Raw genomic sequence first — 25,704 nt, 5'->3', positions numbered from 1 at the left:
TTTGGAGCGGATCTTTTTTTCTATCAAAAAGTGAGGTGAATGCGGTATGCGCATTTTACATACAGCTGACTGGCACCTCGGCAAAACGCTGGAAGGCAGAAGCCGGCTGAGCGAGCAGGCCGAGGTATTGGAAGAGCTGAATACCATTGTCAAGGAAGAAAATATTGATGCGGTCATTATGGCGGGGGATGTATTTGATACGGTCAACCCGCCTGCGCTCGCTGAACAATTGTATTACGAAAGTCTTTCCGCGCTTTCTGACGGCGGAAAGCGCCCGGTTGTCGTCATTGCCGGAAACCATGACAATCCCGACAGGCTGGCGGCGGCTTCTCCGTTAACAAATGAGCGCGGCATTCATTTAATCGGCTATCCGCGGACAGAACCCGTGCATATTGAGGTGCCGTCGACGGACGAGCTGTTAGCCGTAGCCGCGCTGGCATATCCGTCAGAGGCGAGATTAAACGAAGTGCTTTCTGATACGTTTGAGGAAAAGCTTCTTCGCGATCATTACGATGTGAAAATCAGAGAGGCGTTTGCTCACATGTGCGGACTGTGCCGGAACGATGCCGTGAAAATCGCGGCGAGCCACATTTATGTCGCGGGGGGAAATCAGACTGATTCAGAGCGTCCGATTGAAGTCGGGGGCGCTTACACAGTTGCCGCTGACAGCCTGCCGGCTGATGCGGCTTACGTGGCTCTCGGCCATCTCCACCGTCCGCAAACGATCAAGCGCGCCAAGACGGCTGCCCGTTATTCAGGCTCTCCGCTGGCATACAGCTTTTCAGAAGCCGGTTATGCCAAATCGGTGACGGTGGTAGAAGCGAAGCCCGGCGGAGAAGCGAAGTGGGAAGAGATTTTCCTGTCTTCCGGTAAACCGCTCGTCAAATGGAAAGCGCAGGGGCTGAGCGAGGTTCACGGCTGGCTTGATGAAGGGCGTGACCGGAATGCCTGGATCGATCTTGATATCCATTTGACGGATCAGCTTTCTCTCGAGGAAATTCATCGGCTGAGAAAGGCGCATCCCGGCTTTATCCATATCAGGCCGGTTTTTGAAGAAAAAGAGACCGAAAATGACCGGATTGAAGTGAAACACACATCAATTGAGGATCGATTTAAGAAGTTTTATGAAAAACAAACGGGCGGCGGCGTGCCGGATGAGGAGATGGTCAAGCTGTTTTTAGAGCTTGCGTCAGCAGATGATGAGGAGGATGCGACATGAAGCCGATTCTGTTAACGATAAAAGGGCTCCACAGCTTCAGGGAGGAACAGACCATTGATTTTGCCGGACTGTCAGGAGCCGGGGTGTTCGGGATTTTCGGGCCGACCGGAAGCGGAAAATCGTCGATCCTTGATGCCATGACACTCGCTTTATACGGAAAAGTGGAGCGCGCCGCAAATAATACGCACGGCATCCTGAATCATGCCGAAGAGCAGCTCGCCGTCTCATTTACATTCGCGCTTCAATCCGGCCACCGGGTTTCCTACAAGGTCGAGCGCGTTTTTAAGAGAACGGATGAAACGAAAGTAAAAACCGCCCTCTGCCGCCTGATTGAAATCAAAGACGAACAAACGGTGCTGGCCGATAAAGCGAATGAAGTGAACAAAAAGGTAGAGGAGCTTCTTGGCCTGACCATTGACGACTTTACAAGAGCCGTCGTGCTGCCGCAAGGAAAGTTTGCCGAGTTTCTGTCGCTTAAAGGCGCGGAAAGAAGACATATGCTCCAGCGCCTGTTTAATCTGGAACAGTACGGGGACAGGCTTGTCAAAAAATTGCGGCGGCGGGCGCAGGAAGCGGCAGCGAAAAAAAATGAAATGCTGGCCGAACAATCCGGCCTCGGAGACGCAGGAGAAGATGCGCTGAAGCAGGCTGAACAGCAGTTTCACGAAGCGAACGAACGGCTTGAAGAAGCTGAGAAGAAACGGGTCCGGGCAAAAGAGCGCTTTGAGAATCACCAGGAAATTTGGAACCTGCAGACAGAAAGAGATGAATATGAGCGCCGGGAGAAAAAGCTTGAGGAAAGACGCCCGTACATCACGGATTTGACTGAGCGTCTTAAAGAGGCGGAAACAGCTCTCGCCCTTGAGCCGTACGCAGACCGTTACACAGAAGCCGTCCGCCGGAAGCAGCGCGCCGAACGGGAACACGAACTGGCCAAACGGAAATCAGAGGCGGAAACCGTTTCATTTACCCGGCAAAATGAAGCCTATGAAGCATGGCGGGCCCATAAGGCCGAACAGGAGCCGAAGCTTGTCAAGGAAGAAGAGCTGTATCAAAGACTTTCAGCCATTGAACAAAAACTGTTTGAAGCGAAAAAAGAAGCGGAAAAAACAAATGCGGAACACAGCAAAAAAGAGGAAGAATACGAAGCCGCCTCGAAACAGCTGGCCGGAGTGAAAGACCGCCTGACCCGCGGCCAAAACAGGCAGAATGAGCTGAAAGCAGAGCTGAAAGCAGTTCAAGTGACCGCCGATGAACGGAAAAAATGCCAGACCGCCGCACAGCTGGCGGCAGGCTTTCAGCAGATACAGGAACAAATCACGAAAGAACGGGCCAATCTGACAACGCAGCTGAAAAACGTGGAGAAGCTGAACGGAGAAAGCGAGTCGCTCACAGCGAAAGCGAAAACGGAAGAGGAAGATATTACGCACGCTTATCAAACGCTTCAAACCGTTTACCATATGGTCTGTGAAACGGAACGTTCACTGAAAGCCGCAGCCGAACGGGCTGACAAAACGCAAGCCGATCTCCGCAGGCGCTCAGAGGAAGCGAGAACGGCTGCATTAACAAAAGAATTATCGGAAAAACTAATCGAAGGAAAGCCTTGTCCTGTATGCGGCTCGACGCAGCATGACCGCCCGCGTTCCGCTCATGAAACATTCTCGCCTGATACGGCTGTACAGGAACAGCTGCAGCAGGTTGAAGCGCTGCTTTCTGAGGCGGCGGCTCTTTCTCAGGAAGTGCTGACAGCCAAGGTTGCATTAGAAGAACAGTCGGGGCGTTTTACCGAAGAATGTCCGTTTCTGCAAAGCGTCCGGGTTCCGGAGCTGGAAGCCGCTTCCTCCATCAGCGGACGCCCGCTTGATGAAGCGTTCAGCGCCGTCCGCTTGGAATGGAAACAAATGAAACAGGATATGCTGTCGGTAAAAGAGAAGGTCACAAGACTGATCAGCGCGCATCAGCAGACGGTGAAACAAGCTGAGCAGCTTGCCGAACGAATCCGCTACGAGGAAAAAGAAGCCGACCGTCTCAGACATTCATTAGAAGAGCTTGAATCGCTGTCAGAAAGCCGATTGAATCAGTACAATGAAGTCTGCGGTGATATTCCGCCAAACCGGATTGACGCCTGGCAGGCTTCGATAGATGAGAAGGACAGGCAGGCAGAAGAATGTGAGAAGCGCATTGAAACAAGCATCGCATTCCTCAAGGAACATGAAGAGGAGAAAGAACGCCTGCAGGAGATGAAGCATCGGCTTGAACGGGAACGGCTCGAGCTTCACTATGCGTCTGAGCGCCTGCAGCAGGTGATTGACGGATATGAACAAGAGCTCGGAACAGCAGCCGAAGAAACATCAATTTCCGCAAAGCTTGAAGCGGTGCGGCAGGAATTACAGCTGTTAAAATCCAAAGAACAGTCCCTATTCGACGCGCTGAAGCAGGCGCAGCAATCACTGAATGACGCAAAAGGCCGGGAATCCGGGAGTCTCATGTCACTCAGGGATGCTGAGACCTCCCTTGAGAAAGCGCAAAACGACTGGCGCGTGAGGTCAAAAGACACCGGGTTTGCCGACCCGGACCAAGTCAAAAAAAGTCTGCTTCCGCAAGGGCGTGCTGAGGAAATGAAAAAAGAAATAGATGAGTTCTTGGACACCTCAAAACAGCTATCGGCAAATATCAGCCGTGTTACTGATAAATTAGCCGAGCGCCGGATATCGGAGGAAGAATGGACAGCATCCGTTTCTCTGCTGAAGCAGGCAGAGGCTGAGTCAGGCGCCGCCATGGAGGAAAAAGGAGCACAGGCAAAAGCCTTCGCGGTTATGCAAAAACAGCATAAGCGCTTTAAAGAGATTGAAGCCGAACTGAAAAGCTGGCAGACACAGATTGACAGGCTTGATAAGCTCCAGTCTGTATGTAAAGGCAATACATTCGTCGAATTTTTAGCGGAAGAACAGCTGGAAAGCGTGGCTCGAGACGCCTCTGCCCGTCTCGGAGCTTTGACAAGGCAGCGGTATGCCATATTAGTCGATTCAGAAGGCGGTTTCGTCATGCGTGATGACGCGAACGGAGGCGTCAAACGGCCCGTATCAAGCCTTTCCGGCGGGGAGACGTTTCTGACATCGCTGTCGCTTGCGCTTGCCTTGTCCGCCCAGATTCAGCTGCGGGGGCAATACCCGCTGCAATTCTTTTTCTTAGATGAAGGATTCGGGACTCTTGACCAAGGGCTCTTAGACACCGTTGTCACAGCGCTCGAAAAGCTGCAATCGGACAACTTATCCGTCGGAGTGATCAGCCATGTGCAGGAGCTGAGAGCGCGTCTGCCGAAAAAATTAATCGTTCATCCGTCCGAGCCGGGCGGGAAAGGCACCCGGGTCACATTGGAGATCATGTAGAAAGGAGAAGGAATTATGGCCGATTCTGCCGAGGGCACATGTGAATTATGCGGCCGCCATCATGTGCGGCTGACGGAGCACCACTTAACGCCTAAGGAAGAAGGCGGGACATTCCTTCCGACCGCAATGCTCTGCATCCCTTGTCATAAACAGGTTCACGCGCTCTATACGAATCAGGAGCTTGCGGCAAGGCTCACGGGAATAGAAGAGCTGCGGCGTGACCCGAAACTCGCGCGGTTTGTGAAATGGATCAGAAAACAGCCGCCGGAAAAGATTGTAAAAACAAAAAAAGCAAATGAACGAAAATAACGCTGAACCAAAAGCAGCCCTCTTCTGAAAGAGCGGCTGCTTTTTAGGCGTTTCCGACCACATTTTGATCGCTGACATCGGGGTCTATATAGTTTGTCGCATTGACAACGTTGTTTAATAACAGGAAATCTCCGGTATTGCCTGCTCCCGAACCGAGCGCAGATTTAGAAGAGCTTTTTGGAGAAAGGTAAAAGGAATCACCAAAGTTTACGACTCCGCCCGATATGGAATTGATAGCTATAGGTCCGGTAATTGCTGGCATAAACGACACCCTTTATAGAAGTCTCACCGTCATTATATGTCAGGGCTGCTGTGATTGTGAGCTTGGCGTGAAGATCTGCCTAATATGTTTCAGCCGCGAATCTCCCAGAACGATCGACGTCGATCCGATTTGAACCACGGACGCTGACGATACCCCTTGAACTTTCACATTCCTTACCCGAATTGAAGGGTTTTCATGGCAGAATGCGCTTTGGACTCCCGTTTCCGGTAACGGCATGACGGCCGGCTGCCGAAAAATCTGGTATTCTTTTTTGTTAAATGAGCCTTCATCATCTCTGTATACAGCAAGACTACGCTGATCGGCCAATACTTTGATCCGCATATTGATTTCATTCGTATCGCCTGCTTGAAAAACACTCGCAATCCCGACTGAATTGATTTTGGCGTTCCGGAGGCGTGAAATGCGCTTTAACATTATTCCGGCGCCAGCGGCACATAAGGCCCGATAATAAGAGATTCCGGAGGCGTGTCAAAGATGGAAGACAGATAGACGGAATCGGTGTCGCCGATTAATAATAAGGAAGAACTGGACACACCGGTAGACCGGATGTCGCCGACTTCAATATTCCGGTTAATCACTGTAAAAATCATGACGGATCATCACCTTTCATTTCACCAGGTATGTGCTTAATAAAGTGCTCGACGGCCCTGACAATATCACGCTTCACATGTTCGGCAATCTGCTCGGCATATTGCGCGGGCGCCGTATTTTCTTCTTTCGGGACATGGGACAGATAATACTGAATCCGGCTGTCCATCTGCTTTCTGATATCTTCAATAATATGATATTTGTTCGTTTCGTCCAGCCTGCTCTCATACTGAGTTTCGAGCTGTTCTAAAAGCGCGGGGATTTCTTCATTCAGGTACATATCGACGTTTTGGCGGATTTGCTGCATTTGCTGGCCCGCCTGTTCCTGCTGCATCATTCCGACCTGCGGAGATGTCTGGCCGACTTCGAAGTTTTGCACGGCATTCGGATCAGTCGGATTCAATCCGATATTCAGCGTTCCTTCCAGCCGTTCAATTTTCAGCTGATCAAATTTATACTCGAGCCGATCGATTCTTGTAGAAGGCTGCTGCTTCAGCGTTGAAATTTCATTTTGGAATTCTTTCAGCTGCCGTTCGAGCTCCTGAATCTGCTGCGCCTGCTGCTGGACGAAAGAATTTAAATTCTGCAGGTAGGATGAAACGGATTGATCATACATGACATTCACCTCGCGTCTCGTTTCCTTCATTAAAACTACCGGCTTGGCGGCTGGAGCGGTACAAATGATGAGGTGCCGGGACCTCCCCCTGTTGTTACAGTCTGCTGCCCCGCGGTGACAGGCGGCGCCGGCTCAACATAACTCCCTGTGTTGTACAGATTGGAAAGAGATTTAATTGAACCGGCGCTTCCGATTTGCAGTATGGAGGAATTGCTGACAGATTCTACACGCATGTAATTGATATGGATCGACTGATTGACGTAAAAATTCATACGGCGCCTCCTTTATGCGTTTCCTGCCATCGGCTGATCGATTACATCATTATCGTACACATTCGTTGAATTCCTGTAATTCGTCAGTGTGAGATTGTCTCCGGTATTGAAGCTGCCCGCTCCGGCAAATGTCTTAACCTCTGCTTTTGGAGAAATGGTGATGCAGTCGCCTATATGAACGACTCCGCTCGTACCGACGGCATTAATTTTAAACGCTCCGACAATTGCGGGCATACGAGCACATCCTTTTCGTGAAGATTTTCATGACTGCACTCCAGGAGCTTATCTGGGCTGCCTGCCTAAAATAGCTTATGACAAATGCACATTTTTGTGAGCGGAAAAAACTTTAGACGTAAAAACACCGGCGCTTTACGCATGCCGGGTCTTATACATAAATGATACAGATTTATATACATATCACGTTTATGAGAAAGCCTCTTTTTTTCCTGCGGTGCGGCCGTGCTCAATCTGTGCGGCCGGGTTCAGCCCGCTGTCTTTCGTTTGTTGGATGAGCCCGCCCCGGCACCCGTTTAAAAGGCTGTCCAGCTCCTGGCTGCACCTGATGGTCTCCGTTGCATTGATTCCGAATTTTTGCGCTGTCTCGAATAAAGTTAATCTTTTTTCTTCAATTTTGTTCATCGTGTGATCTCCAATTCTCGATTATTTTGGAAAACATAGGATGATAATAGTATAACCCATTTTGGCCAAGAAGGTTTTATTTCGTCAATATGACTAAAAAAGTGACAATTTTTGATACTCTTTTACACTTATTTTCAGCCTGTTTAAAAGAGGAATTTCCCGCCCGGAGGAAGAATACATAAAGGAATGCCAGATTTAAAAATGATGGGGGATTAACATGAAATTTGCGACAGGGGAACTGAACAGCCGAACATTTGTCGGTCTGATCATTGATGATGACAAAATCTTAGATCTGCAAAAGGCTGAAAAAAAATTGTTTGAACTTGAGACGATTCCGGGTTCGCTGATCGAGTGCATTCAAAAAGGAGATAAGTTTGTCGCGCATGCCGGACAGCTTGCGGAATGGGCGAAAAAACCGAATGACGAGTCGGGTTCATTTATGTATGCGCTGTCTGACGTAAAGCTTTGCGCGCCTATTCCGAGACCTTCAAAGAACGTGATCTGCATCGGGAAAAATTATCGTGATCATGCCGTTGAAATGGGGAGTTAGGCGGATATACCGGAGCATCCCATGGTTTTTACGAAAGCCCCGGCTGCCGTTACAGGACACGGAGAAACAGTGGACAGCCACTTGGACGTAACGGAGCAGCTTGATTATGAAGGGGAGCTTGCGGTAATCATATCTAAAAGCGGATCGCACATCTCGAAAGAACATGCGCTTGATCATATATTCGGCTATACAATTGTAAACGATATAACAGCGCGCGATTTGCAGAAGAAACATAAACAGTTTTTTATCGGCAAAAGCCTCGATACGACATGCCCGATGGGCCCGGTCATTGTACATAAGTCGGCCGTCAGTGATCCGCAAAGCCTGAAAGTTGAAACGCGGGTGAACGGAGAACTGCGCCAATCAGGATCAACGGGTGACATGATTTTTCCGATAGCTGAATTAATCGAAACGCTGTCAAAAGGGATGACGCTTGAAGCCGGTGACATTATAGCGACGGGGACGCCGTCCGGTGTCGGAAAAGGGTTTAAGCCGCCGAAATTTTTAAAGCCGGGGGACCGCATTGACATTACAATTGAACCGATCGGCACGCTGTCGAACCAAATCGGATAATTGTGTGTCTTTCGCACGATTGATAATGCTCCGATCGGCTTGTTGTGGTACCATAAGTGAGGCAGATTGATCTGATAGGGGGAATTGAACATAATGACACATTGGCATATTACTTCATGGGTCGTTGCGCTTATCCTGGTATTTGTCAGCTACGGGCTGTACGGTTCCGGAAAAGCGAAGGGCGCAAAAATTACGCATATGATTCTGCGCTTATTCTACATTATTATTATTCTGACCGGAGCTGAGCTTTTTGTCCGTTTTGCGAATTGGAACGGAGAGTACGCCGGAAAAATGCTGCTCGGCATCATTACCATCGGACTGATGGAAATGCTCGTCATCCGCAAGAAAAAAGGCAAATCAACCGGCGGACTGTGGATCGGTTTTATTATCGTGCTCGTCCTGACGGTGCTGCTCGGCCTTCACTTGCCGATCGGCTTTCACGTATTTTAATCAATCGCTTGAAAAACCCGGATGCATCCGGGTTTTTTTAGTTGCGCATACATTCTGCGCAACTGTGCCGCTGAATGAGAAATGCCGTGACAGGGGATGTTGATGAGGCGAAGGAGATGTGCAGGATGCCAAAAGCGTCAATCACTCTTGTTTCCGCAAAAGCTACGGCTGTGAAGGGTAAAAGCAAACGCCGGGCATCAATCAGCGTGAAAAACAAAGCTGAATACATCAGGCGGCACCTATTTAAAAGGTGCCGCCTGTTTGTTACGCGGTGCCGTCTTGTTTTGCCGCAGAATACATAATGGAGCGCCGCCCGTCAGATGCCGTCCATTCAAATCTGTCGTGTTTACCCGAGCTGCCGCGGTGATGCTGCAGGGCGCATTGTGCGTCATCCGCCGAGAAGTGATAAAACGAAACGCCTTCACCGGAAAACAGCGCCTGATTGTAGGAAAATACGCAATCATATACAGACAGGCCGAACCCGTGCAGATGGCTGAGAAACAGCAGAAACGTTTCATCGTCCAGCGAATCGAGCAAGGTTAACAGCGGCCGTTTGACCGCCTTTTCATAACGGATTTCTTCCCCGCCGAGCAGGGGGATGGTGTCTGCGCCGATTTCGGCCGCACCGCCGCAAATCCGTGCCGGCTGCCATCTGCCGCCGCGTTTCATCAATACGTCTGCGTTTCCTAGACTGTCTGCCAGCAGGATATCGCCTTCATCGTTTTCGACGAGGCAGATGCCGTCCTCTATCATCAGGGTGCCGCGACCCCATTTGTTTTTTTCTGAGAAAAGCTGTTTTCGTTTCATAACCGTGCCGGTCTCCTTTGTTTGTTTCTTCTCTTCCGTTCTTTCCAAATCGGGCTTGTCTCATACAACTCTTAGTGGGACAAATCAACTATCTGCGTTTCTTTGCATAAACTGGGTAAAGTGCTGATAGAAACGAATTTGATACTGACAGAAACGGGATTGGAGCTGATATCACATGTGTGGAATTGCGGGTTGGGTCGATTTTCAAAAGCAGCTCGTCCAAGAGAAACATATTATGAACAATATGATAGACACTCTTTCAAAACGAGGGCCTGATGATTCAAACGTCTGGGGAGAGCCCCATGTTTTATTCGGACATAAAAGACTTTCGGTCGTTGACATTGAAGGCGGCCGCCAGCCGATGGCCTGCACGCATCAAGAGGAAACGTACACCATCATTTATAATGGCGAGCTGTATAACACGGAGGAATTGCGGAAGGAGCTTCAGGCGAGGGGCCACCGTTTTGAGAGGACCTCTGATACAGAAGTGCTGCTGCACAGCTATATTGAGTGGCGGGAGGAGTGCGTGGACCGCTTGAACGGTATTTTCGCTTTTGCTATCTGGGATGAAAAGCGCAAGCGGCTGTTCGGGGCAAGAGACCGGCTCGGCGTCAAACCGTTTTTTTATAAAGAACACGGCTCTTCCTTTCTGTTTGGGTCGGAATTGAAAGCCATTCTTGCTCATCCTGATGTGAAAGCCCGCACAGACAGCGGCGGACTTGCGGAAGTATTCGGACTCGGGCCGTCCAGAACTCCGGGCTGCGGAGTGTTTAAAGGAATTCACGAGGTGCGTCCCGCCCATGCGTTCACTTTCTCAAAGGACGGTTTGTCCATATGGCGTTATTGGAATGTAAAGAGCAAAAAGCATACAGACAGCTTCGATGAAACCGCGGCTCACATTCGGTACTTATTTCAAGATGCAGTGACACGCCAGCTCGTATCTGACGTGCCGGTTTGCACGTTTTTATCAGGGGGGCTTGATTCGAGCGCGATAACCGCGATAGCCGCCGCTCATTTTGAGAAACAAGGCAGAGATCCCCTTCATACTTATTCAATTGATTATGAGGAGAACAACAAATTTTTTAAAGCGAGCGCCTTTCAGCCGAATGATGACGGCCCGTGGATCGATAAAATGACAAATGCATTCGGCACACAGCATCATAAGTGCGTGATTACGCAGGATCAGCTGATTGAACATCTGGAGGAATCCGTTCTCGTCAGAGACCTGCCGGGCATGGCTGATGTTGATTCATCGCTATTATGGTTCTGCCGGGAAATTAAAAAAGATTTTGTCGTGAGCCTTTCCGGAGAATGTGCGGACGAAATTTTCGGCGGATATCCGTGGTTTCACACAGCGGCAGAAGAAGAGGGATTTCCTTGGATGAGGTCGACTGAGGAGAGGGTCACGCTCTTGGATGAAAAGTGGCAAAAACGGCTGAATCTTAGAGAATACGTGAATGCGAGATATGAAGAAACCATTGCGGAAACGCCGCTGTTAGACGGTGAGACGGGAACAGATAAAGCGAGACGGCAGCTGTTCTACTTAAATATGCTTTGGTTTATGACAAATCTGCTCGACCGCAAAGATCGCATGAGCATGGGCGCAAGTCTTGAAGTACGGGTGCCGTTCGCCGACCACAGACTTGTGGAATACGTTTGGAATATTCCTTGGGAAATGAAAATGCATGGCAACCGGGAAAAAGGTATCTTGCGGAAAGCGCTTGAAGGACTGCTTCCTGAAGATATTTTGTACCGCAAAAAAAGTCCTTATCCGAAAACGCATCACCCGAAATACACGCAGGGGGTCACAGAATGGCTGAAAACGATTTTACAACAGAAAGATTCCGTGCTTCACACCCTGCTTGACAGAAAGAAGCTGGAAATGCTGCTGGAGACAGAAGGTTCATCTTTTCAGGTTCCGTGGTTCGGCCAGCTGATGAAAGGCCCGCAGCTGATCGCCCATCTTGCCCAGATCCATACATGGTTTGAGGCGTACCGTATCGATATAGAAGAATAACAGTGCCGCGACCGGTTTCCGCTGAAGGATATCGGTCTTTTTATTGTGAAACATATGGTACACTAAAAAACAGAGGAGTGATACCATGACCGAATACGAAACATGCGCCCAGCTTGCCGAGGCGCACTTTCCTTTATATAAACGGACTTTCTCATCCCTGCCGCCAAAAAACAGGCGGGCCGCATGGGCGGTGCTTGCTTTGTTTCACGAAGCTGACCGGCTTGATGTGCAGGAACTTGGAGGATTTGAACAGGCGGCACAAGACTTTCTGAACGGGTCACGCGCCGACGGCTTTTTGTGGGAGGCGCTCACCGATGTGCGGCAGCAATTTGCGCTTGAAGAAGAGCCGTTACGTGAGTTTATCGCCGGCCAAATCTCTGACAGAGAAAAAGTAACTTATCAAGAGTTTGATGACCTGCTGATGTATGCGGGCCAAACAGGCGGAGCCCTCGGCCTGCTGCTGCTGCCGGTTTGTGCGCGCCGGAACCAAGAGAAACTCCGCCATGCAGCCGTTTCATTAGGAGCAGCCATTCAGCTGACCCGGGTGCTTCTGGAGGTCCATACGGACGAGCGGGCGAAAAAGCGTCTCCCGCGCCAGGTGATGAAGCAATTCGGCTATACGGAAGAAGAGCTGGAGAGCCATACCGTCAACAAAGCTTTTATGAATGTATGGGAGTACATCGCATTCGAGGCCGAGGCGTATTTCGAGGAGGCGTCTGAAGAGCTGGAGCTGTTTCCGTTATACTCAAGGCCCGCCGTTACCGGTTTGCTGGCACATTACCGATCAGAGCTCGGTGACATGAGACAACGGCTTTCACAAGCATAAATAAACGCCCAGCTTCATAACGAAGCTTCGGGCGTTTATGCAATCCCTTTTTGAATCCAAATCCGCGACCGCCATCTTCTGTACATAAGAATGCCTCTGACCCATTCATCCGCGATAAATGAAATCCAGATGCCCATAAGCCCTAATCCGAAATGGATGCCGAACAGATAAGCGAGCGGCAGACCGATACCCCACATGGAAATCATCGCCATGTAGACGGGAAATTTTGCATCTCCGGCAGCCCGCAGCGAGTTGATGATAATGACATTAAATGAACGGCCGGGCTCAAGAATGATCGTCATGGCGATCAGCATGCTCGCCGTCGCAATTATGTCAGGGCTGCTTGTGAAAATTCCGATCAGCTGCTTTGAAAACAAGGTCATGATCACGGATGTCAAAGCGGCAATGCCAAGCGCCCAGTACAGACTTTTCATGCAGCGGTCATAAGCGTCGTCAAACCGTTTGGCGCCGATATATCTGCCGATCAAAATCTGTGTGCCCTGGCTGATCGCCGTTCCGAACAGCAGGATAAACATGGTGATGTTTTGTGTATAAACCTTTGTTGTAAGTGCCTGAGCGCCCATAATGGCGATAAAATAAGTGACAACCATTTGCGAAATGTTGTAAGACAGCTGTTCGCCGGCAGACGGAATCCCGATTTTCAGGAGTTTTCGCAAGTGCTCTTTATGGACGTGAAAAATCTTTTGCCATGTCAGACCGAGTCCGATGCGTTTTTTGACGATCACAATCATCGCAATCAGCCCGATGATCCGCGCGAAGGACGTTGACATCGCAACACCGGCGACGCCTAACACCGGAAGGCCGAGCGGCCCGAAAATGACAAGAAAGTTTCCGGCAATATTTAAAATATTCATCCCGATCGTAACGAACATCGTATCCTTCGTATGACCGTAGCTTTTTAAAATGGCGCTGAACGTCATAATCAAAGCCTGAATGAAGGACAGCCCGCCGACCACCTGCAAAAAGACTTTGGCATCCGGCATCAATTCATTGGAAAGACCCATCACATGAAGCAGCGGAACGGCCGCAAAAAATATGGCGGCGCTGATGGCGAGACTGATGACAAAGTTCGCTCCTATTGATACATAAGCCACTTCCTGCGCCTCTTTTTTCTGTTTAGATCCTAAAAACTGTGAAATCACAATTGTCGTACCCGTTGCGATAAAGCTGAACATCACGATAATTAAATTTAAAATCTGATTGCTGACACCCACGGCTGCCACACTGTTGTCAGAGTATTGGCTAAGCATAAGAGTGTCGGCGTTTCCCATAAACATATATAATGAAACCTCAATAAATATCGGCCAAGTCAGCGCGTATAATGAGAGTTTGTGATCAGAGGATTGTTTGAACGCAGCCCGTTTTAAAATCGCTTGTTTCATTTCTTTTAACCCCTTTCCTGAAAAAATCAACGTTTAAAAGTGTACCTCCATTTTCTTATAATAAAAAGGGAGAGAAACGAAACTTCTTGCAAAAATCCGACTTAAAAAGGAGGGCCGAAAATATGTCCTTTCTCGAGTTCACAGTTCCTCCGTTCCCGGTCTTTATCGCTGCGGGAGAAGGAGTATTCAAAAAAGGCGAAACCCATGTGAGACGGGTCTTCCCGGTGTTTGATCTGCTGTATGTGAAAGAAGGCGTCCTCTACATTACAGAAGACGAAAACGCCTTTTCCGTTGAAGCGGGAGAATATATTCTGCTTTCTCCCGGCCTTGAACATTACGGGACAAAAGGCAGTGAAGAAACGACATCCTATTCGTGGCTTCATTTTGAGGGAGCGGCTTATGAGGTGACGGAAACAACCGGGAACAATTGGTCGGAGCTGAGGCGAAAAAAAGGGAGCTTTGAAGAACCGTCCCGCTACCGCCTGTCCCTGCCGCAAAAAGGGAAGGTGAGACGCCCGCAGTTTATGGCCGGGCAATTCAGTGTGCTGACCGATGACAGCGCCGAGAACTCCGATCTGCCGCTCAGAAAGCAGATTCTGTTTGAAGAGCTGCTGCTCCATCTTCAGAAAGAAGCGTTCCAAATCCCGTCCGCAAAGGAAAGAGTCGCATGGGAGGCCGCCCGGTACCTGCAGGAGCACTATCAGGAGAAAACAACCATCAAAGCGCTCTCTTCGGCTCTTCATTACAACCAAGACTACGTGACCCGCTGTATGCAGCAGGTGCTCGGCGTCACGCCCGGCCAGTATACGAACAAAGTCAGAATGACGGAGGCGAAACGTCTTTTGTCCGCAACCAATGACAAAATGGGGGCAATCGCGGACGCCATCGGTATGGAGGACCCGACCTATTTTTCCAAACTGTTTAAACAGATTGAAGGCATTTCGCCGCTTGAATACCGCAAATTCGTAAGCCGGAAAACGGACTGACCTAATACCAGAGAACAAAAGAGGGATCAGTAAGCATGAAAATGACAATTTACGATGTGGCCGAAAAAGCGGGCGTCTCCGGCTATGCCGGATTATGATAGATTCGAAGTGAAAAAGCAAAGGCCCGGGAGGCCTTTGCTTTTTTATGATTCGTATGAGAAAAAAATGTAGTCAGTCGGCACGCCTTTATAGCCCATTTGGTGAAGCATCGCGGTGATATTGCCGCGATGGTATGTGCCGTGATTCACAACATGCCGGATCACATCGGCATATGTCGTCTGAAGCGTCCCCAGGCGCGGATGAGAAATAGAGATCGGGCCTTCCGGGTTCTCCATTTCTTTTAAAAATTCGCTGAATTCTTTGTCCAGTTCAGTCATTCTATGTTCAACCGCCTCAAAATCTCCGTCAAGCTTTTCAAATTGATCAAACTGCGAGACGATTTGTTCGAAAGTTTCTCCGTAAAGCACGTGAAGCCAAATGTAATCAGCCCGGTATATATGCACAAGCACGGCGTTCACAGTCGGAAAAACACTTTTCAGTTTCTGCTGTAAGCTGACCGCGGGCAGCGTCTTCAGATGCTGAATAACTTGCTCATTTGCCCATCTGTGGTAGTGATACAGCTTTAAAATGTCTGACATTCCAATTCCCCCTCTTCTTCCGGTACATTCAACATGGCCTGGCCGAATTCCTTTTATCGAAACAAAAGCGCCGCAAAATAAAAAGCAGCACCCCACATCACCAATGCCGAGCATTTATTCAGGATGCCGAGGAGCCGGCCTCCTGTATCCGCCGTTTGAACGAGCCGTCCCGCGAACGCCAGTCCGGCGAACCATACCCAGGAAACCGCGATACAAGCACCGGCAAACAGCCATTTATCAATTCCCGGATAGGCGGCGGAGCTTGTGCCGATGACACTGACGGTATCCAAAATCGCATGCGGGTTCAAAAGGGATACCATGGCGGCCGTGACCGCCTGTTTTTTTGCCGAGAAAACCGTTTTTTTCGCCTGTTCGGCCTGCGGTTTGCTTCTCCAAGTCTGCCAGCCTAAAAAACTGAGAAACAAAAAGCCGCCTATAAGCATGACGGTCTGAAAAACGGGAATCTCTGCAATAATCATTGACACGCCTGCGACGGCCGCGCTGATGAGAATCGTATCGCATACCGCGGCGGCAATCACTGCGGGAAATGCCTGCCACACATGTTTTTGCCAGGCTCCCTGCTGAAAAATAAACACGTTTTGCGCGCCCAATGGCAAAATAAGGCCGAAAGCGAGCATCACTCCGTGAAGAATGGCATTCATTTCGTAAAACCCTCCAATCGTCAACTAAATCTCATTGTAGCCGCACTGTGTGCTGATGTCTCCGGCCATTTGGCTGGTACTTGAACCAGCCAAATGTATAATAAATAAAGAAGGAGGGATGACGTATGAACAGCTGGCGTCCGGATCGGGAGTCGCACATACCGCTTTATCTCCAGATCGAACAGCATATAAAAGAAAAAATACTTCATGGCGAATGGACCATCGGCACGAAAATTCCCTCACAAAGAAAGCTCGCCGAGGAGCTTCAGGTCAACCGAAGCACAGTGACGGCAGCAGTTGATGAGTTAATCGCCCAAGGTCTTCTGGAAGGAAAAAGAGGGGGAGGCACAAAGGTCGTCAACAATACGTGGAGCATCATGGCAGCGGCTAAGCCCCTTGATTGGAGCACATACGTTACATCGGGAAGTCATCAGCCGAATTCAGCCTTGGTTCAGGCCATTAATCAAAACGAGCCGCGTCCGGATCTGATCAGGCTGGGGACGGGTGAACTGAGTCAAGAGCTGCTGCCTGAGCAGGAGATGGCCGAACTGTTCCGTGAAGCGGGAACTAACATTTTTGCGCTCGGCTATGAAGAACCGAAGGGCAGCCTTCAGCTTCGGCAAAGCGTCGCGGAACATTTGAAAACAAAGGGAATTCACGCGTCCCCGGCATCCATCGTAATCGTCTCAGGCGCGCTGCAGGCGCTTCAGCTCATTTCAATCGGGCTGCTAAAACCAAACTCTGTCATGCTGACTGAAAACCCGTCGTATCTCCATTCCCTGCGTGTGTTTCAATCAGCGGGCGTCAGGCTTAAGGGAGTGCCGATGGATGGGAGCGGAATCAAAACGGATCATCTTCCTGCTTACCGGCGGCAATACGAAGCAGGGCTGCTGTACACCATTCCGTCATTCCATAATCCGACAGGAACGGTGATGTCACTCAAGCGGAGGAAGGAACTCATCGTCCTCGCAAGAAATCACCGCCTGCCTGTCATTGAAGATGACGCATACGGTGATTTATGGATCGATAAAGAACCGCCGCCTCCGTTAAAATCCATGGACGGTGAGGGGAATGTGCTGTATATCGGCACGCTGTCAAAAACCGTAAGCCCGGGTCTGCGCATCGGATGGGTCGTCGCCCCTGAGCCGGTTGCAGACAGGCTCGCCGATATTAAAATGCAGACGGATTACGGCTCCAGTGCTTTATCTCAATGGGCGGCATGTCAATGGCTGTCAAGCGGCCGCTATGAAGCGCGCCTTTTGCGTCTCAGAAAGGAACTCAAAATCAGAAGAGATGCGGCATTGCGTTCTCTTGAAAGATACGCGGGAGATATTGCGGAGTGGCGTGTGCCGGAGGGGGGCTTTTATATTTGGGTCACTTTTCATCAAGCAATCGCCGTTCAGACGCTTTTCACCCGTGCCTTGGAGGCCGGCGTGCTGATCAATCCGGGAGCTCTCTATCTTCCCGAAGACCGGCAAAGCCTGCGTCTTTCCTATTCATACGCATCCTTACCGGACTTGGAAAAAGGCATTCAAACGATAGCGGACATCGCCCGCCGTTTCGTTTAATAAAAGCTCACGTCACAATGGCTCCGAGCGCTTCTGCGAATGTAACGGCATGCGCCGGAGAGATGCGGCATCCTTTCAGCTTCTCAAGTGAGACGTGCAGATGATCAAATGTGCACGTGCTGATATCCATATTAAAAAGAGACGTGCCGATGAAGTTTGCACCGTTCAAATCACAGGCGTCAAGATCTGTGTATTCAAGAACGGCATCATTCCACTCGCTTTCTGTAAGAGCGCACGTGTCAAACCGGACATGCTTCATATTGGAATAGCTGAAGGAGCTGTAATTTGCGAGGCAGTCTTCAAACCGTACATGACGCATGGCGGAATCCGCCAGATTCAAGCCGAGAATTTTTGAATGCTGAAACGCCGTTCTATGGATGATGCTTCCGCTGAAATCAGCGTTTGAGACATCACATTTGTCAAACAGGACATCCGTACATTCCATATGTCTGAAAGAGACATCCGTAAAAACGGTGTTTCTGAAAATGACTTTTTCGGCGCGCAGGCCGTCCAGTTTGCTGTTTACGACGGCGTTTTCTATGACGACTTCTTTTATGAGGTCGTCCTGAAGCGCTTCTGTGAAAGAAAGCACCGGCAATTCTTTCGGGATTTTCGGTTTTTGGATCGTATTCATCTCATACTTCCTTTTCTGAATTAATAGCTGAAAACGGCAATTGACAGATATCGTTCTGCCTGCCATCCTTGCTGTTGTGTAATGTACAAAGGGTATTAAAAAAGCGGGAGGGCGTCAATAGTACCGTATATAAAAGCAGGCGTGACATTCAAGGTAATGCCCTTAGAGACATGTCCCCAAGGGCATTTGTCTGTTTCAGGCGAGTTCTTTATACATGATCACATGCGGGCCGATGCCGGGTATGTCAAAGGGGCTGCCCGTGCTTTTCCAGCCGAGCTTTTCGTAATATCCCTTTACGTGACATCTGGCGTTGCACCAGACAAGCGCCGCCCCCATATCTGCCAGTTTTCGTTCTGCATAGGCGATTAACGTGCTTCCCGCTTTTTGCGTCCGGTATTCCTCAAGCGTCGCCATGCCGCGCAGCTGATAGGCGGGCGCTGCCTGTAAAGCCTGCTGGTTCTGCGGGTAGAAAGAAGCGATGCTGATCAATGTCCCGTCGTAAAAACCTCCGAGATGAAAGGCTCCTTTGACGCTGTCCTGATCATATTTACAATCCTCAATCGTCTGATGGGGGCGCAGCACGCTGTGTCTGATCGCGTATGTGTCTTCTGCGGTGATGGGTTTTACTTCAACCATGAAAAAATCCTCCTTTGCTTGATTCTTTTTCTGTATCGTACCATGAAAAAGCCGCCTGTCATATCAGGCGGCCTCTTCCGCGTCAATGCAAATATACATCAGCCCGCTTTTCATCCTTTTGCTTAATATAAGCTGCAAGCTCTGACGTCAAATCAGAACGGAGAAACGGGGTGATTAAATAAATTCCGTTAAACAGTTCGCACGCCGTGTCGAGAAGCGACTTGGCGATGGCGAGGCCTTCGGCTTTCTGCTTCCGCTTGTCTTCGCCGGCGAGCGCCATTTTTTCGCGGATGCTGTCTGACAGCTTAATGCCCGGGATTTCATGATGGATGAACTCTGCGTTGCGGCTGCTCGTTAACGGCATGATTCCGATATACACCGGTGTTTTGAGATGCTTCGTTTCATGATGAATGTCAATGAGCTGCTGCTCCGAGTAGACAGGCTGGGACACGAAGTAGTCAGCTCCGCACTCGATTTTTTTCTCCAGCCGTTTTACTGCTTTATCGAGATGGCGGACATTCGGATTAAATGCTCCGGCTACGGAAAAGTTCGTTTTCTTGCCGAGCGGTTTCCCTGATAAAGAAATGCCCTCGTTGAATTGTTTAATCAGCCTGATCAAGTCAAAGGACGTTAAATCATAGACGGAGGTAGCCCCCGGAAAGTCGCCGATTTTTGAAGGATCACCCGTGATGGCTAAAATGTCGGTGAGCCCGAGCGTATCCAGCCCCATTAAATGTGACTGAAGGCCGATGATGTTGCGGTCTCTGCATGTAATGTGAACGAGAGAACGGATATCAAGGCGCTCTTTCAGCAATGAACCGCAGGCGGCATTGCTGATCCGCGGTGTCGCCAATGAATTGTCGGCGAGCGTCAGCGCTTCTATGCCGGTTTCTTTTAATTCAGCCGCCGCTTGCAGAAATTTGTCAAAATTCAATTTTTTCGGCGGATCAAGCTCTACGATAATTGACCGTTTTTGAGCGGCGATTTCGTTTAAACCCGGCTCGGTCCGTTCGTTGCGGACTGAGATGACTTCTTCTTCCCGTCTGATTTTCACTTCTTTATCAGTGACGGGAGAAAGTCCTTGGACCGCTTCAGCCATGGCTCTGATATGGTTTGGCGTCGTACCGCAGCAGCCGCCGATAATGCGCGCGCCCTGAGTGCGGAACTGTACGGCGCTCTCCCGGAAATAGGCATCGTCCGTATCATAAACAAGCCGGCCTTCTTCTAAAGACGGAAGGCTGCTGTTCGGATAGACCGATAAATAAGCGTCACGGAAAATCGGCACTTCGGTGAGCGCTTCAATCATGTGGTACGGGCCGAGCCGGCAATTGATTCCCGTTATGTCAGCGCCGAGATCGGCAATGGACCTGAGGGCTTCCCGAAGCGGCGTTCCGTCCTGCAGCACGCCCTGTTCGTGCATGGATACGTTCAGCATAATCGGAAGTTCCGTTTCTTTTCTCGCGATCTTCAGCACTTCACGCGCCTCTTCTAAATCATAGTATGTTTCCAGAAGCAGACCGTCCGGCTCTTCGTGCAGCAATAAATAAAGCTGCTCCCGAAAGCTGCGTTTAATCTCCTCCAGGCTGTAGGCGTTTTTGTTAAAGGTGCGGATGCCGCCCATCGTTCCCAATACATAAGCGCCGTCTGAGGAAGCGCGCGCGATTCTGACCGCCTCCTGATTGATTTTTTTCGTTTCGTCCTCAAGTCCGTATCTTGAGAGCTTAATAAAATTCGCGCCGTACGTATTTGTCTGGATGATGTCTGCCCCGGCTTCCACGTAAGCCTTATGTATCCGCTTGATCTCTTCGGGCTTTGATACGTTCAGTTCCTCAAAACATCTGTCAATGCCGTAGGAATAGAGGAGAGTGCCCATCGCGCCGTCTCCGATTAAAATCCGTTCTTTTAAGTCTTGTAATAGTCCCATTGTTTGCCTCCTTCGTCACATTCAGCAAGGAAAAAAGAGAAATAAAAAAAGTCTTCTTAAGAAGAAGACTTTGTAATCATTTGTCTCTCTTCTTATCTTCCAAGCTGTTTTTAGCTTGCTGGATTTAGCACCTTGGTCATGGTTTGGGTAAACCACTACACCGGTTGCTGAAGCGTCGTCGGGCCAGTCCCTCGGCTTCTCTTGATAAGAACGTTCATGTAATTGTCATGGGTTTCCAAAACTTAACTGTGAAAATCCCTTTCTCCAAATTTACCGAAAATAGAGACAATAATCAATAGGAATCACATAATTTATCTAAAATTAATAAATTGAACGTCAATCGGCAGGTCTGCTCCGCGGACGGCTGCAATAATCTGCTGCAGATCATCTTTATTTTTTCCGGTGACGCGCACTTGGTCGTCCTGAATCTGCGACTTGACCTTCAAGCCGGAGTTTTTAATCACCGCGTTGATTTTTTTGGCGTTGTCTTTATCAATGCCCTGTACAAGCTTCGCACGCTGGCGCACCGTGCCTCCCGATGCATTTTCGATTTTGCCGTATTCAATGTTTTTCGTCGGCACGTCCCGTTTGATCAGCTTGCCGCTCAGCACATCTTTGAGCTGATTCAGTTTAAACTCGTCATCAGAAATCAGGACAAGTTCTTCCTTTTCTAAAGTTACATCGCTTTTCGATCCTTTAAAGTCATAGCGCGTGCCGATTTCTTTCAGCGTCATCTGAATCGCATTCTGCACTTCGGGAAATTCAACTTTGGATACAATATCAAAAGAACTTTCTTTTGCCATGAGAAAACCTCCTATAACATTTCACTTATGAGTTGATTATAGTAGAATAAAGAGAAATGTCCAACAGCATAAAGCATGAATTTATGCATATTGGAAAAAATGAGAAAAACATCAGCCTCATACGGGCGAATCAGGAAGGACGATAACATGAGACCAGGGCAGCAGCTCACGCTTAGTATAGATCACCAAACCGATTTCGGTTATTTTTTAACCGACGGCGAGGATACGGTTCTTTTACATAACAGTGAAATCACAGAGGATATCGAAGACAGAGATGAAGTGGACGTATTTATTTACGTCGATCATCAGGAAAGACTCGCGGCGACGATGAAAAAGCCGCTCATCAGCTTTTATGACTACGGATGGGTGGAAGTGACGGACGCTGTGGAAGATATGGGCGTATTCGTCGACGTCGGTCTGTCAAAAGACGCGCTCGTCGCAACGGAGCACCTGCCTCCGTACAAATCCGTCTGGCCGCAAAAAGGAGACAGACTGTATTGCATGCTGAAGGTGACAAGCCGCGGGCGCATGTTTGCCAAGCCGGCGCCTGAAGATATCATCAGTGAATTATTTACGGATGCAGAGGAAGACGTCATGAATAAAGACCTGACGGGCACGGTGTACAGACTGATTGCATCAGGCTCTTTTCTGATTACCGATGAAGGTATCCGCGCGTTTATTCACCCTTCAGAAAGAAAAGAAGAGCCGAGACTCGGCAGCCGCGTGACAGGGCGTGTCATCGAGGTGAAGGAAGACGGCTCCGTCAACATGTCACTGCTGCCGAGAAAGCAGGATGCGCTTTCGGTTGACGCGGAAGAGATTCTGACCTATCTGAGATCAAGAAACGGCGCGATGCCTTACGGAGACAAAAGCCATCCTGACGATATCCGCGAACGGTTTCATTTAAGCAAAGCCGCCTTTAAGCGGGCGCTCGGGCATCTGATGAAAAACGGCAAGGTCTATCAGGAAGACGGCTGGACATACGAAAAACAATAAATTTTCTGCAAAAACATCGGTGAACCAAAACCGATGTTTTTTATTTTCTCAAAAGCTCCTATACCCTCATTTGTTTAACATCCTGCCGAACATACATATTTTATTGAAATAAAATATTCTGACATCCGAACCGATATATAACTGTAGAAAAAAACAAAAGGAGAGTTTTAATGAGAAAAATGGCGATATTTGCGGCTGTACTGCTGCTTGCGCTCAGCACGGCGGGATGTGCCGGCAAATCTGAGGAAACAGCGGCCGAAAAAACGAAAACAATCGGCATCATGCTGACAGACAACGGCCTCGGCGACCAATCATTTAATGATTCAGGCTTTCAAGGTTTGATGAAAGCGAGAGACGAGCTCGGCATCACATTTGACTATAGGGAAATAAAAGACACCGGTACATACGAAAAAGGACTGACCCAGCTTGTCCGGGAAGGCAATGACCTTGTTGTGGGGCTCGGTTACAGCATGCAGGCGGATTTAGAAAAGGTCGCTAAAAAATATCCAAAGCAGCGGTTTGTGCTGATTGATTCCGTATCAGACCTGGATAATGTCACCTCCGTCACGTTTAAAGAGGATGAAGGAAGCTTCTTAGCCGGAGCGCTGGCGGCCATGACGAGCAAAACCGGCACAATCGGATTTATCGGCGGTTCAGATGCCGACGTCATTAAACGGTTTAAAAAAGGCTATCTGAAAGGCGCGGAATCAGTCAAACCGAGAATCCGCGTGCTGTCGGACATCAGCGGTACGTTTGATGATGATAAGCTCGGGAAGGGCATCGCCCAAAACATGATCCGAAAAAAAGCCGATGTCCTGTTTACGGCGGCCGGCTTCACGGGTGTCGGCGCACTGAAAGAAGCGGAGGCGCAAAAAGTATACGCCATCGGTGTTGACAGCGATCAATATTACACCGCCGAGCACGCCGTTATCTCTTCTTTAGTGAAAAACGTCGACCATGTCATCTATGAATTGGCGAAAGATTTAAAAGACAACAAGGAGATCAAAAGCGGAGAGATCGTTTACGGACTGAAGGAAAACGGCATGGACTTAGCTAAGATCAGAGTTGTCAAAAACGCAGGCGGGCTGACGAAAAAGATCACGGATATGAAAAACAGTCTGATTGAAAAAGGAGGCGATCTGAAGTGACATTACGGACAAGGCTGCTCGTTAACGCAGCCGTTACGATGATTTGCTTCGCCGCCGTCATCGGCTTTACCATCGTAAACATGATGAAGATTCAGGCTTCAAATGAAGATGAAGTGGACGCGCTGTTAAACGTTCAGGAAGCAAAAGCTGACCTTAATACGTTAAAAGAAAGCATCACCGGCTATTCCTATACGCTCGCAGACGCCCAGAAAGAAGATGTGCGAAGCTATATGAAAAGCAGCTCAGACAAACTGGCGGCGCTCAAAAAAACGATGACGGACGGTGCAGACAAAGCCGCTTATGACAAACTCGCCAAAAAATACGAATCATGGCAGGCGGAGGCGGACGCTGCTCTTGATTCGAAAAGCCCGGCTGAAGCGACAAGGACGGCGGCCCGCATCAACGGTCTTCTGAATGATATTTATATGCTGAATCTGAAAAGCCGGGATCACTATGAAGACATGCAGAAGCAGACGGCTGACCAGATTCAGTTTATCGTTTACAGCGCAGCCGTGCTGACCATCGTGATACTTGCCGTCACCGTCATATCTTCCATCAGGCTGACGAAGAGAATTGCAGGGCCGATCCGCCGCATGGCTGAAAATGCCCGTCGTATTGCAGGAGGGGACCTTGCTGTTGAAATGCTTGATTATAAAGGGAAGGACGAACTGAAAGAGCTGAATGACTCATTCGGAATGATGGCTGAACAGCTCCGCACCTTAATTCAGGCGATCGGAGAGGTCGGCCGTGAAGTCGAGACTTTCGCGGAAGGTTTGACGAAGGAAAACCAGACGCTGAAGGACATGACCGAGCAGGTATCCGTGTCGACGGAAGAAATGGCGCAAGGCTCCCAAACCATTTCAGAAGATCTGCAGCATGCGGTGCAATTCATTGAACAAATGGATGAACATTCAAAGGCGAACGCCGAACGTTCAAAACAAACGACGAGAAGCAGCGAAGAGACGATTGCGGCGGTGGCTGCGGGGCGCGGTGCTTTAGCCGAGACCAAGCAAGCCATTGATAAAAGCAATGAGACATCAAAAGAGATTTCCGAAGCCGCCGATCTCTTCATAGAGCATGCGGCAGGCATCAGTATGATGGCGCAGACCGTTTCTGACATTGCGGGCCAGACCAATCTGCTGTCATTAAACGCCGCAATCGAGGCGGCCAGAGCAGGCGAGGCCGGAAAAGGATTTGCCGTCGTTGCCGAGGAGATACGGAAGCTCGCAGACGGATCAGCCAAAGCGACCGCGCAGATTTTCGATATGGTAAAGCAAATTGAAGACGGCATCACGTCTATTACCGGAGCTGTCACGACCGGCGTCGCTTTAGCGGACAGACAGCAGGAGCTGATGGAGAAAACGTCAGAATCATTCGTCCATATTGAACAAAAAGCCGCCCATATTAAAGCGGAGCTTACTCAATTGGACGGACGGATCATCGAATCGAAACAGCTTGGTGAGCAAGTGCTGCATCATGCCGAAAGCATCAGCGCCGTTATTCAGGAAACGGCTGCGGGAAGCGAAGAGATTTCTGCCTCCGCGCTTGAGCAGCTGTCTTCTTTTCATAAAATGGCGGAAAGCGTCGATAATCTGGTGAGCCTGACAGAGCGGTTAAACGATCAGGTCCGCCGGTTTACTTTGTAACGGGCTTATGCCCGCCCCTGATTTTTGCAGCCTGACATGAGTAACTTCTGAATGAAACACAAATACTGAATATACTTGTGTTTATATTTATTCTTTTTCGTGAAAGGTGAAAAAAGATGGGA

At 49.3% G+C, this 25,704-nt stretch carries 26 protein-coding genes, 1 pseudogene and 1 riboswitch; of the genes and pseudogenes, 12 read left to right on the top strand and 15 right to left on the bottom strand.

The window, feature by feature from the left end:
• The first annotated feature begins 46 nt into the window (after positions 1-46).
• From sbcD to hlpB, 3 genes are read left to right on the top strand one after another with little or no spacing between them, the layout of a single operon-like run.
• Positions 47-1,219, top strand: a complete 1,173-nt coding sequence (gene sbcD / locus AC3WTF_RS07215) for an exonuclease subunit SbcD (RefSeq protein WP_167860036.1) — start codon at positions 47-49, stop codon at positions 1,217-1,219.
• Complete coding sequence (gene sbcC / locus AC3WTF_RS07210) at positions 1,216-4,608, top strand: exonuclease subunit SbcC (RefSeq protein ID WP_492314221.1); 3,393 nt, start codon at positions 1,216-1,218, stop codon at positions 4,606-4,608. The genes sbcD and sbcC overlap by 4 nt, the downstream gene beginning before the upstream one ends.
• 15 nt (positions 4,609-4,623) lie before the next feature.
• Entirely contained in the window at positions 4,624-4,917 is a 294-nt protein-coding gene (hlpB, locus tag AC3WTF_RS07205) for an HNH nuclease-like protein HlpB (RefSeq protein WP_032871148.1), read from the top strand.
• A gap of 43 nt (positions 4,918-4,960) precedes the next feature.
• On the opposite strand, the gene AC3WTF_RS07200 is transcribed toward hlpB, so the two are convergent.
• From AC3WTF_RS07200 to AC3WTF_RS07170, 7 genes are all read right to left on the bottom strand, one after another.
• On the bottom strand, positions 4,961-5,179 hold the full coding sequence (locus tag AC3WTF_RS07200; RefSeq protein ID WP_003155143.1) for a spore germination protein: 219 nt from the start codon (positions 5,177-5,179) through the stop codon (positions 4,961-4,963).
• A 39-nt stretch (positions 5,180-5,218) separates the two neighbouring features.
• The gene (locus AC3WTF_RS07195; protein WP_007409166.1) at positions 5,219-5,614 is read right to left on the bottom strand and encodes a spore germination protein GerPE; all 396 of its coding nucleotides are present in this window, start codon (positions 5,612-5,614) and stop codon (positions 5,219-5,221) included.
• On the bottom strand, positions 5,614-5,790 hold the full coding sequence (locus AC3WTF_RS07190; RefSeq protein WP_003155141.1) for a spore germination protein GerPD: 177 nt from the start codon (positions 5,788-5,790) through the stop codon (positions 5,614-5,616). Before AC3WTF_RS07190 ends, AC3WTF_RS07195 begins: the two co-directional genes overlap by 1 nt.
• Entirely contained in the window at positions 5,787-6,404 is a 618-nt protein-coding gene (locus AC3WTF_RS07185) for a spore germination protein GerPC (protein WP_003155139.1), read from the bottom strand. The genes AC3WTF_RS07190 and AC3WTF_RS07185 overlap by 4 nt, the downstream gene beginning before the upstream one ends.
• A gap of 35 nt (positions 6,405-6,439) precedes the next feature.
• Entirely contained in the window at positions 6,440-6,676 is a 237-nt protein-coding gene (locus AC3WTF_RS07180; protein ID WP_007409164.1) for a spore germination protein GerPB, read from the bottom strand.
• A gap of 12 nt (positions 6,677-6,688) precedes the next feature.
• Complete coding sequence (locus tag AC3WTF_RS07175) at positions 6,689-6,910, bottom strand: spore germination protein (protein WP_003155135.1); 222 nt, start codon at positions 6,908-6,910, stop codon at positions 6,689-6,691.
• 189 nt (positions 6,911-7,099) lie between these two features.
• Positions 7,100-7,315 (bottom strand): aspartyl-phosphate phosphatase Spo0E family protein, encoded by a 216-nt coding sequence (locus AC3WTF_RS07170; RefSeq protein WP_007409163.1) that lies wholly within the window; start codon positions 7,313-7,315, stop codon positions 7,100-7,102.
• A 217-nt stretch (positions 7,316-7,532) separates the two neighbouring features.
• Here AC3WTF_RS07170 and AC3WTF_RS07165 point away from each other — a divergent pair.
• Positions 7,533-8,438 (top strand): annotated as a pseudogene (locus tag AC3WTF_RS07165) (fumarylacetoacetate hydrolase family protein).
• A gap of 93 nt (positions 8,439-8,531) precedes the next feature.
• Positions 8,532-8,888, top strand: a complete 357-nt coding sequence (locus AC3WTF_RS07160) for a YisL family protein (protein WP_007409161.1) — start codon at positions 8,532-8,534, stop codon at positions 8,886-8,888.
• A 264-nt stretch (positions 8,889-9,152) separates the two neighbouring features.
• Here the strand turns inward: AC3WTF_RS07160 and AC3WTF_RS07155 are convergent, their stop codons facing one another.
• Positions 9,153-9,695 carry a DUF2777 family protein gene (locus AC3WTF_RS07155; protein ID WP_014417377.1) on the bottom strand — a complete coding sequence of 181 codons (543 nt, stop codon included), beginning with the start codon at positions 9,693-9,695 and terminating at the stop codon, positions 9,153-9,155.
• 175 nt (positions 9,696-9,870) lie between these two features.
• Here AC3WTF_RS07155 and asnB point away from each other — a divergent pair, with 175 nt between their 5' ends.
• Both asnB and AC3WTF_RS07145 read left to right on the top strand, forming a co-directional pair.
• Positions 9,871-11,712, top strand: a complete 1,842-nt coding sequence (gene asnB, locus AC3WTF_RS07150; RefSeq protein ID WP_492314220.1) for an asparagine synthase (glutamine-hydrolyzing) — start codon at positions 9,871-9,873, stop codon at positions 11,710-11,712.
• An 85-nt stretch (positions 11,713-11,797) separates the two neighbouring features.
• A complete protein-coding gene (locus AC3WTF_RS07145; protein WP_136803434.1) occupies positions 11,798-12,538 on the top strand; it encodes a squalene/phytoene synthase family protein in 741 nt (246 codons plus the stop codon).
• A gap of 35 nt (positions 12,539-12,573) precedes the next feature.
• Here AC3WTF_RS07145 and AC3WTF_RS07140 read toward each other — a convergent pair whose 3' ends face one another.
• Positions 12,574-13,941, bottom strand: a complete 1,368-nt coding sequence (locus tag AC3WTF_RS07140; protein ID WP_003155121.1) for an MATE family efflux transporter — start codon at positions 13,939-13,941, stop codon at positions 12,574-12,576.
• Positions 13,942-14,063: 122 nt separating this feature from the next.
• On the opposite strand from AC3WTF_RS07140, the gene AC3WTF_RS07135 reads away from it, so the two are divergent.
• Complete coding sequence (locus AC3WTF_RS07135; RefSeq protein ID WP_007409155.1) at positions 14,064-14,927, top strand: AraC family transcriptional regulator; 864 nt, start codon at positions 14,064-14,066, stop codon at positions 14,925-14,927.
• Positions 14,928-15,070: 143 nt separating this feature from the next.
• Here the strand turns inward: AC3WTF_RS07135 and AC3WTF_RS07130 are convergent, their stop codons facing one another.
• Together AC3WTF_RS07130 and AC3WTF_RS07125 are read right to left on the bottom strand one after the other, a co-directional pair.
• Positions 15,071-15,565 (bottom strand): DinB family protein, encoded by a 495-nt coding sequence (locus AC3WTF_RS07130; protein ID WP_007409154.1) that lies wholly within the window; start codon positions 15,563-15,565, stop codon positions 15,071-15,073.
• A 53-nt stretch (positions 15,566-15,618) separates the two neighbouring features.
• A complete protein-coding gene (locus AC3WTF_RS07125) occupies positions 15,619-16,227 on the bottom strand; it encodes a LysE/ArgO family amino acid transporter (protein ID WP_020955613.1) in 609 nt (202 codons plus the stop codon).
• 125 nt (positions 16,228-16,352) lie between these two features.
• On the opposite strand from AC3WTF_RS07125, the gene pdxR reads away from it, so the two are divergent.
• Positions 16,353-17,795: a MocR-like pyridoxine biosynthesis transcription factor PdxR gene (pdxR, locus tag AC3WTF_RS07120; RefSeq protein ID WP_032871156.1), complete on the top strand. Its 1,443-nt coding sequence runs from the start codon at positions 16,353-16,355 to the stop codon at positions 17,793-17,795.
• Positions 17,796-17,802: 7 nt separating this feature from the next.
• Here the strand turns inward: pdxR and AC3WTF_RS07115 are convergent, their stop codons facing one another.
• From AC3WTF_RS07115 to AC3WTF_RS07100, 4 genes are all read right to left on the bottom strand, one after another.
• Entirely contained in the window at positions 17,803-18,429 is a 627-nt protein-coding gene (locus AC3WTF_RS07115; RefSeq protein WP_047935574.1) for a pentapeptide repeat-containing protein, read from the bottom strand.
• Between the two features lie 195 nt (positions 18,430-18,624).
• Entirely contained in the window at positions 18,625-19,065 is a 441-nt protein-coding gene (locus AC3WTF_RS07110; RefSeq protein ID WP_007409151.1) for a GNAT family N-acetyltransferase, read from the bottom strand.
• Positions 19,066-19,147: 82 nt separating this feature from the next.
• A complete protein-coding gene (locus AC3WTF_RS07105) occupies positions 19,148-20,989 on the bottom strand; it encodes a bifunctional homocysteine S-methyltransferase/methylenetetrahydrofolate reductase (protein ID WP_007409150.1) in 1,842 nt (613 codons plus the stop codon).
• Positions 20,990-21,078: 89 nt separating this feature from the next.
• A riboswitch (SAM riboswitch) is annotated at positions 21,079-21,200 on the bottom strand.
• 100 nt (positions 21,201-21,300) lie between these two features.
• On the bottom strand, positions 21,301-21,792 hold the full coding sequence (locus tag AC3WTF_RS07100; protein WP_012117263.1) for a YajQ family cyclic di-GMP-binding protein: 492 nt from the start codon (positions 21,790-21,792) through the stop codon (positions 21,301-21,303).
• Positions 21,793-21,891: 99 nt separating this feature from the next.
• Here AC3WTF_RS07100 and AC3WTF_RS07095 point away from each other — a divergent pair, with 99 nt between their 5' ends.
• The 3 genes from AC3WTF_RS07095 to AC3WTF_RS07085 all read left to right on the top strand — a co-directional run bounded on the left by AC3WTF_RS07095 (position 21,892) and on the right by AC3WTF_RS07085 (position 25,582).
• Positions 21,892-22,788, top strand: coding sequence for a CvfB family protein (locus AC3WTF_RS07095; RefSeq protein WP_170936341.1), 897 nt, complete (start codon positions 21,892-21,894; stop codon positions 22,786-22,788).
• Positions 22,789-22,958: 170 nt separating this feature from the next.
• Positions 22,959-23,936: a BMP family lipoprotein gene (locus AC3WTF_RS07090; RefSeq protein WP_007409148.1), complete on the top strand. Its 978-nt coding sequence runs from the start codon at positions 22,959-22,961 to the stop codon at positions 23,934-23,936.
• Positions 23,933-25,582 carry a methyl-accepting chemotaxis protein gene (locus tag AC3WTF_RS07085; RefSeq protein WP_007409147.1) on the top strand — a complete coding sequence of 550 codons (1,650 nt, stop codon included), beginning with the start codon at positions 23,933-23,935 and terminating at the stop codon, positions 25,580-25,582. Before AC3WTF_RS07090 ends, AC3WTF_RS07085 begins: the two co-directional genes overlap by 4 nt.
• Positions 25,583-25,704 lie beyond the last annotated feature (122 nt).

It is taken from the genome of Bacillus sp. EB106-06-01-XG163 (genome assembly GCF_058791615.1).
This window is presented reverse-complemented; position numbering and strand designations above follow the sequence as displayed.

What these genes read in the sequence shown, in the direction of transcription:
- pdxR (WP_032871156.1), top strand. Translation starts at nt 16,353, where the DNA reads ATGAACAGCTGGCGTCCGGATCGGGAGTCGCACATACCGCTTTATCTC.
- AC3WTF_RS07090 (WP_007409148.1), top strand. Translation starts at nt 22,959, where the DNA reads ATGAGAAAAATGGCGATATTTGCGGCTGTACTGCTGCTTGCGCTCAGC.
- AC3WTF_RS07180 (WP_007409164.1), bottom strand. Translation starts at nt 6,676, where the DNA reads ATGAATTTTTACGTCAATCAGTCGATCCATATCAATTACATGCGTGTA.
- sbcC (WP_492314221.1), top strand. Translation starts at nt 1,216, where the DNA reads ATGAAGCCGATTCTGTTAACGATAAAAGGGCTCCACAGCTTCAGGGAG.
- AC3WTF_RS07200 (WP_003155143.1), bottom strand. Translation starts at nt 5,179, where the DNA reads ATGCCAGCAATTACCGGACCTATAGCTATCAATTCCATATCGGGCGGA.
- AC3WTF_RS07145 (WP_136803434.1), top strand. Translation starts at nt 11,798, where the DNA reads ATGACCGAATACGAAACATGCGCCCAGCTTGCCGAGGCGCACTTTCCT.
- AC3WTF_RS07110 (WP_007409151.1), bottom strand. Translation starts at nt 19,065, where the DNA reads ATGGTTGAAGTAAAACCCATCACCGCAGAAGACACATACGCGATCAGA.
- hlpB (WP_032871148.1), top strand. Translation starts at nt 4,624, where the DNA reads ATGGCCGATTCTGCCGAGGGCACATGTGAATTATGCGGCCGCCATCAT.
- AC3WTF_RS07135 (WP_007409155.1), top strand. Translation starts at nt 14,064, where the DNA reads ATGTCCTTTCTCGAGTTCACAGTTCCTCCGTTCCCGGTCTTTATCGCT.
- AC3WTF_RS07095 (WP_170936341.1), top strand. Translation starts at nt 21,892, where the DNA reads ATGAGAAAAACATCAGCCTCATACGGGCGAATCAGGAAGGACGATAAC.
- AC3WTF_RS07190 (WP_003155141.1), bottom strand. Translation starts at nt 5,790, where the DNA reads ATGATTTTTACAGTGATTAACCGGAATATTGAAGTCGGCGACATCCGG.
- asnB (WP_492314220.1), top strand. Translation starts at nt 9,871, where the DNA reads ATGTGTGGAATTGCGGGTTGGGTCGATTTTCAAAAGCAGCTCGTCCAA.
- AC3WTF_RS07140 (WP_003155121.1), bottom strand. Translation starts at nt 13,941, where the DNA reads ATGAAACAAGCGATTTTAAAACGGGCTGCGTTCAAACAATCCTCTGAT.
- AC3WTF_RS07125 (WP_020955613.1), bottom strand. Translation starts at nt 16,227, where the DNA reads ATGAATGCCATTCTTCACGGAGTGATGCTCGCTTTCGGCCTTATTTTG.
- AC3WTF_RS07160 (WP_007409161.1), top strand. Translation starts at nt 8,532, where the DNA reads ATGACACATTGGCATATTACTTCATGGGTCGTTGCGCTTATCCTGGTA.
- AC3WTF_RS07130 (WP_007409154.1), bottom strand. Translation starts at nt 15,565, where the DNA reads ATGTCAGACATTTTAAAGCTGTATCACTACCACAGATGGGCAAATGAG.
- AC3WTF_RS07155 (WP_014417377.1), bottom strand. Translation starts at nt 9,695, where the DNA reads ATGAAACGAAAACAGCTTTTCTCAGAAAAAAACAAATGGGGTCGCGGC.
- AC3WTF_RS07105 (WP_007409150.1), bottom strand. Translation starts at nt 20,989, where the DNA reads ATGGGACTATTACAAGACTTAAAAGAACGGATTTTAATCGGAGACGGC.
- AC3WTF_RS07175 (WP_003155135.1), bottom strand. Translation starts at nt 6,910, where the DNA reads ATGCCCGCAATTGTCGGAGCGTTTAAAATTAATGCCGTCGGTACGAGC.
- AC3WTF_RS07100 (WP_012117263.1), bottom strand. Translation starts at nt 21,792, where the DNA reads ATGGCAAAAGAAAGTTCTTTTGATATTGTATCCAAAGTTGAATTTCCC.
- AC3WTF_RS07115 (WP_047935574.1), bottom strand. Translation starts at nt 18,429, where the DNA reads ATGAATACGATCCAAAAACCGAAAATCCCGAAAGAATTGCCGGTGCTT.
- AC3WTF_RS07170 (WP_007409163.1), bottom strand. Translation starts at nt 7,315, where the DNA reads ATGAACAAAATTGAAGAAAAAAGATTAACTTTATTCGAGACAGCGCAA.
- AC3WTF_RS07185 (WP_003155139.1), bottom strand. Translation starts at nt 6,404, where the DNA reads ATGTATGATCAATCCGTTTCATCCTACCTGCAGAATTTAAATTCTTTC.
- sbcD (WP_167860036.1), top strand. Translation starts at nt 47, where the DNA reads ATGCGCATTTTACATACAGCTGACTGGCACCTCGGCAAAACGCTGGAA.
- AC3WTF_RS07195 (WP_007409166.1), bottom strand. Translation starts at nt 5,614, where the DNA reads ATGTTAAAGCGCATTTCACGCCTCCGGAACGCCAAAATCAATTCAGTC.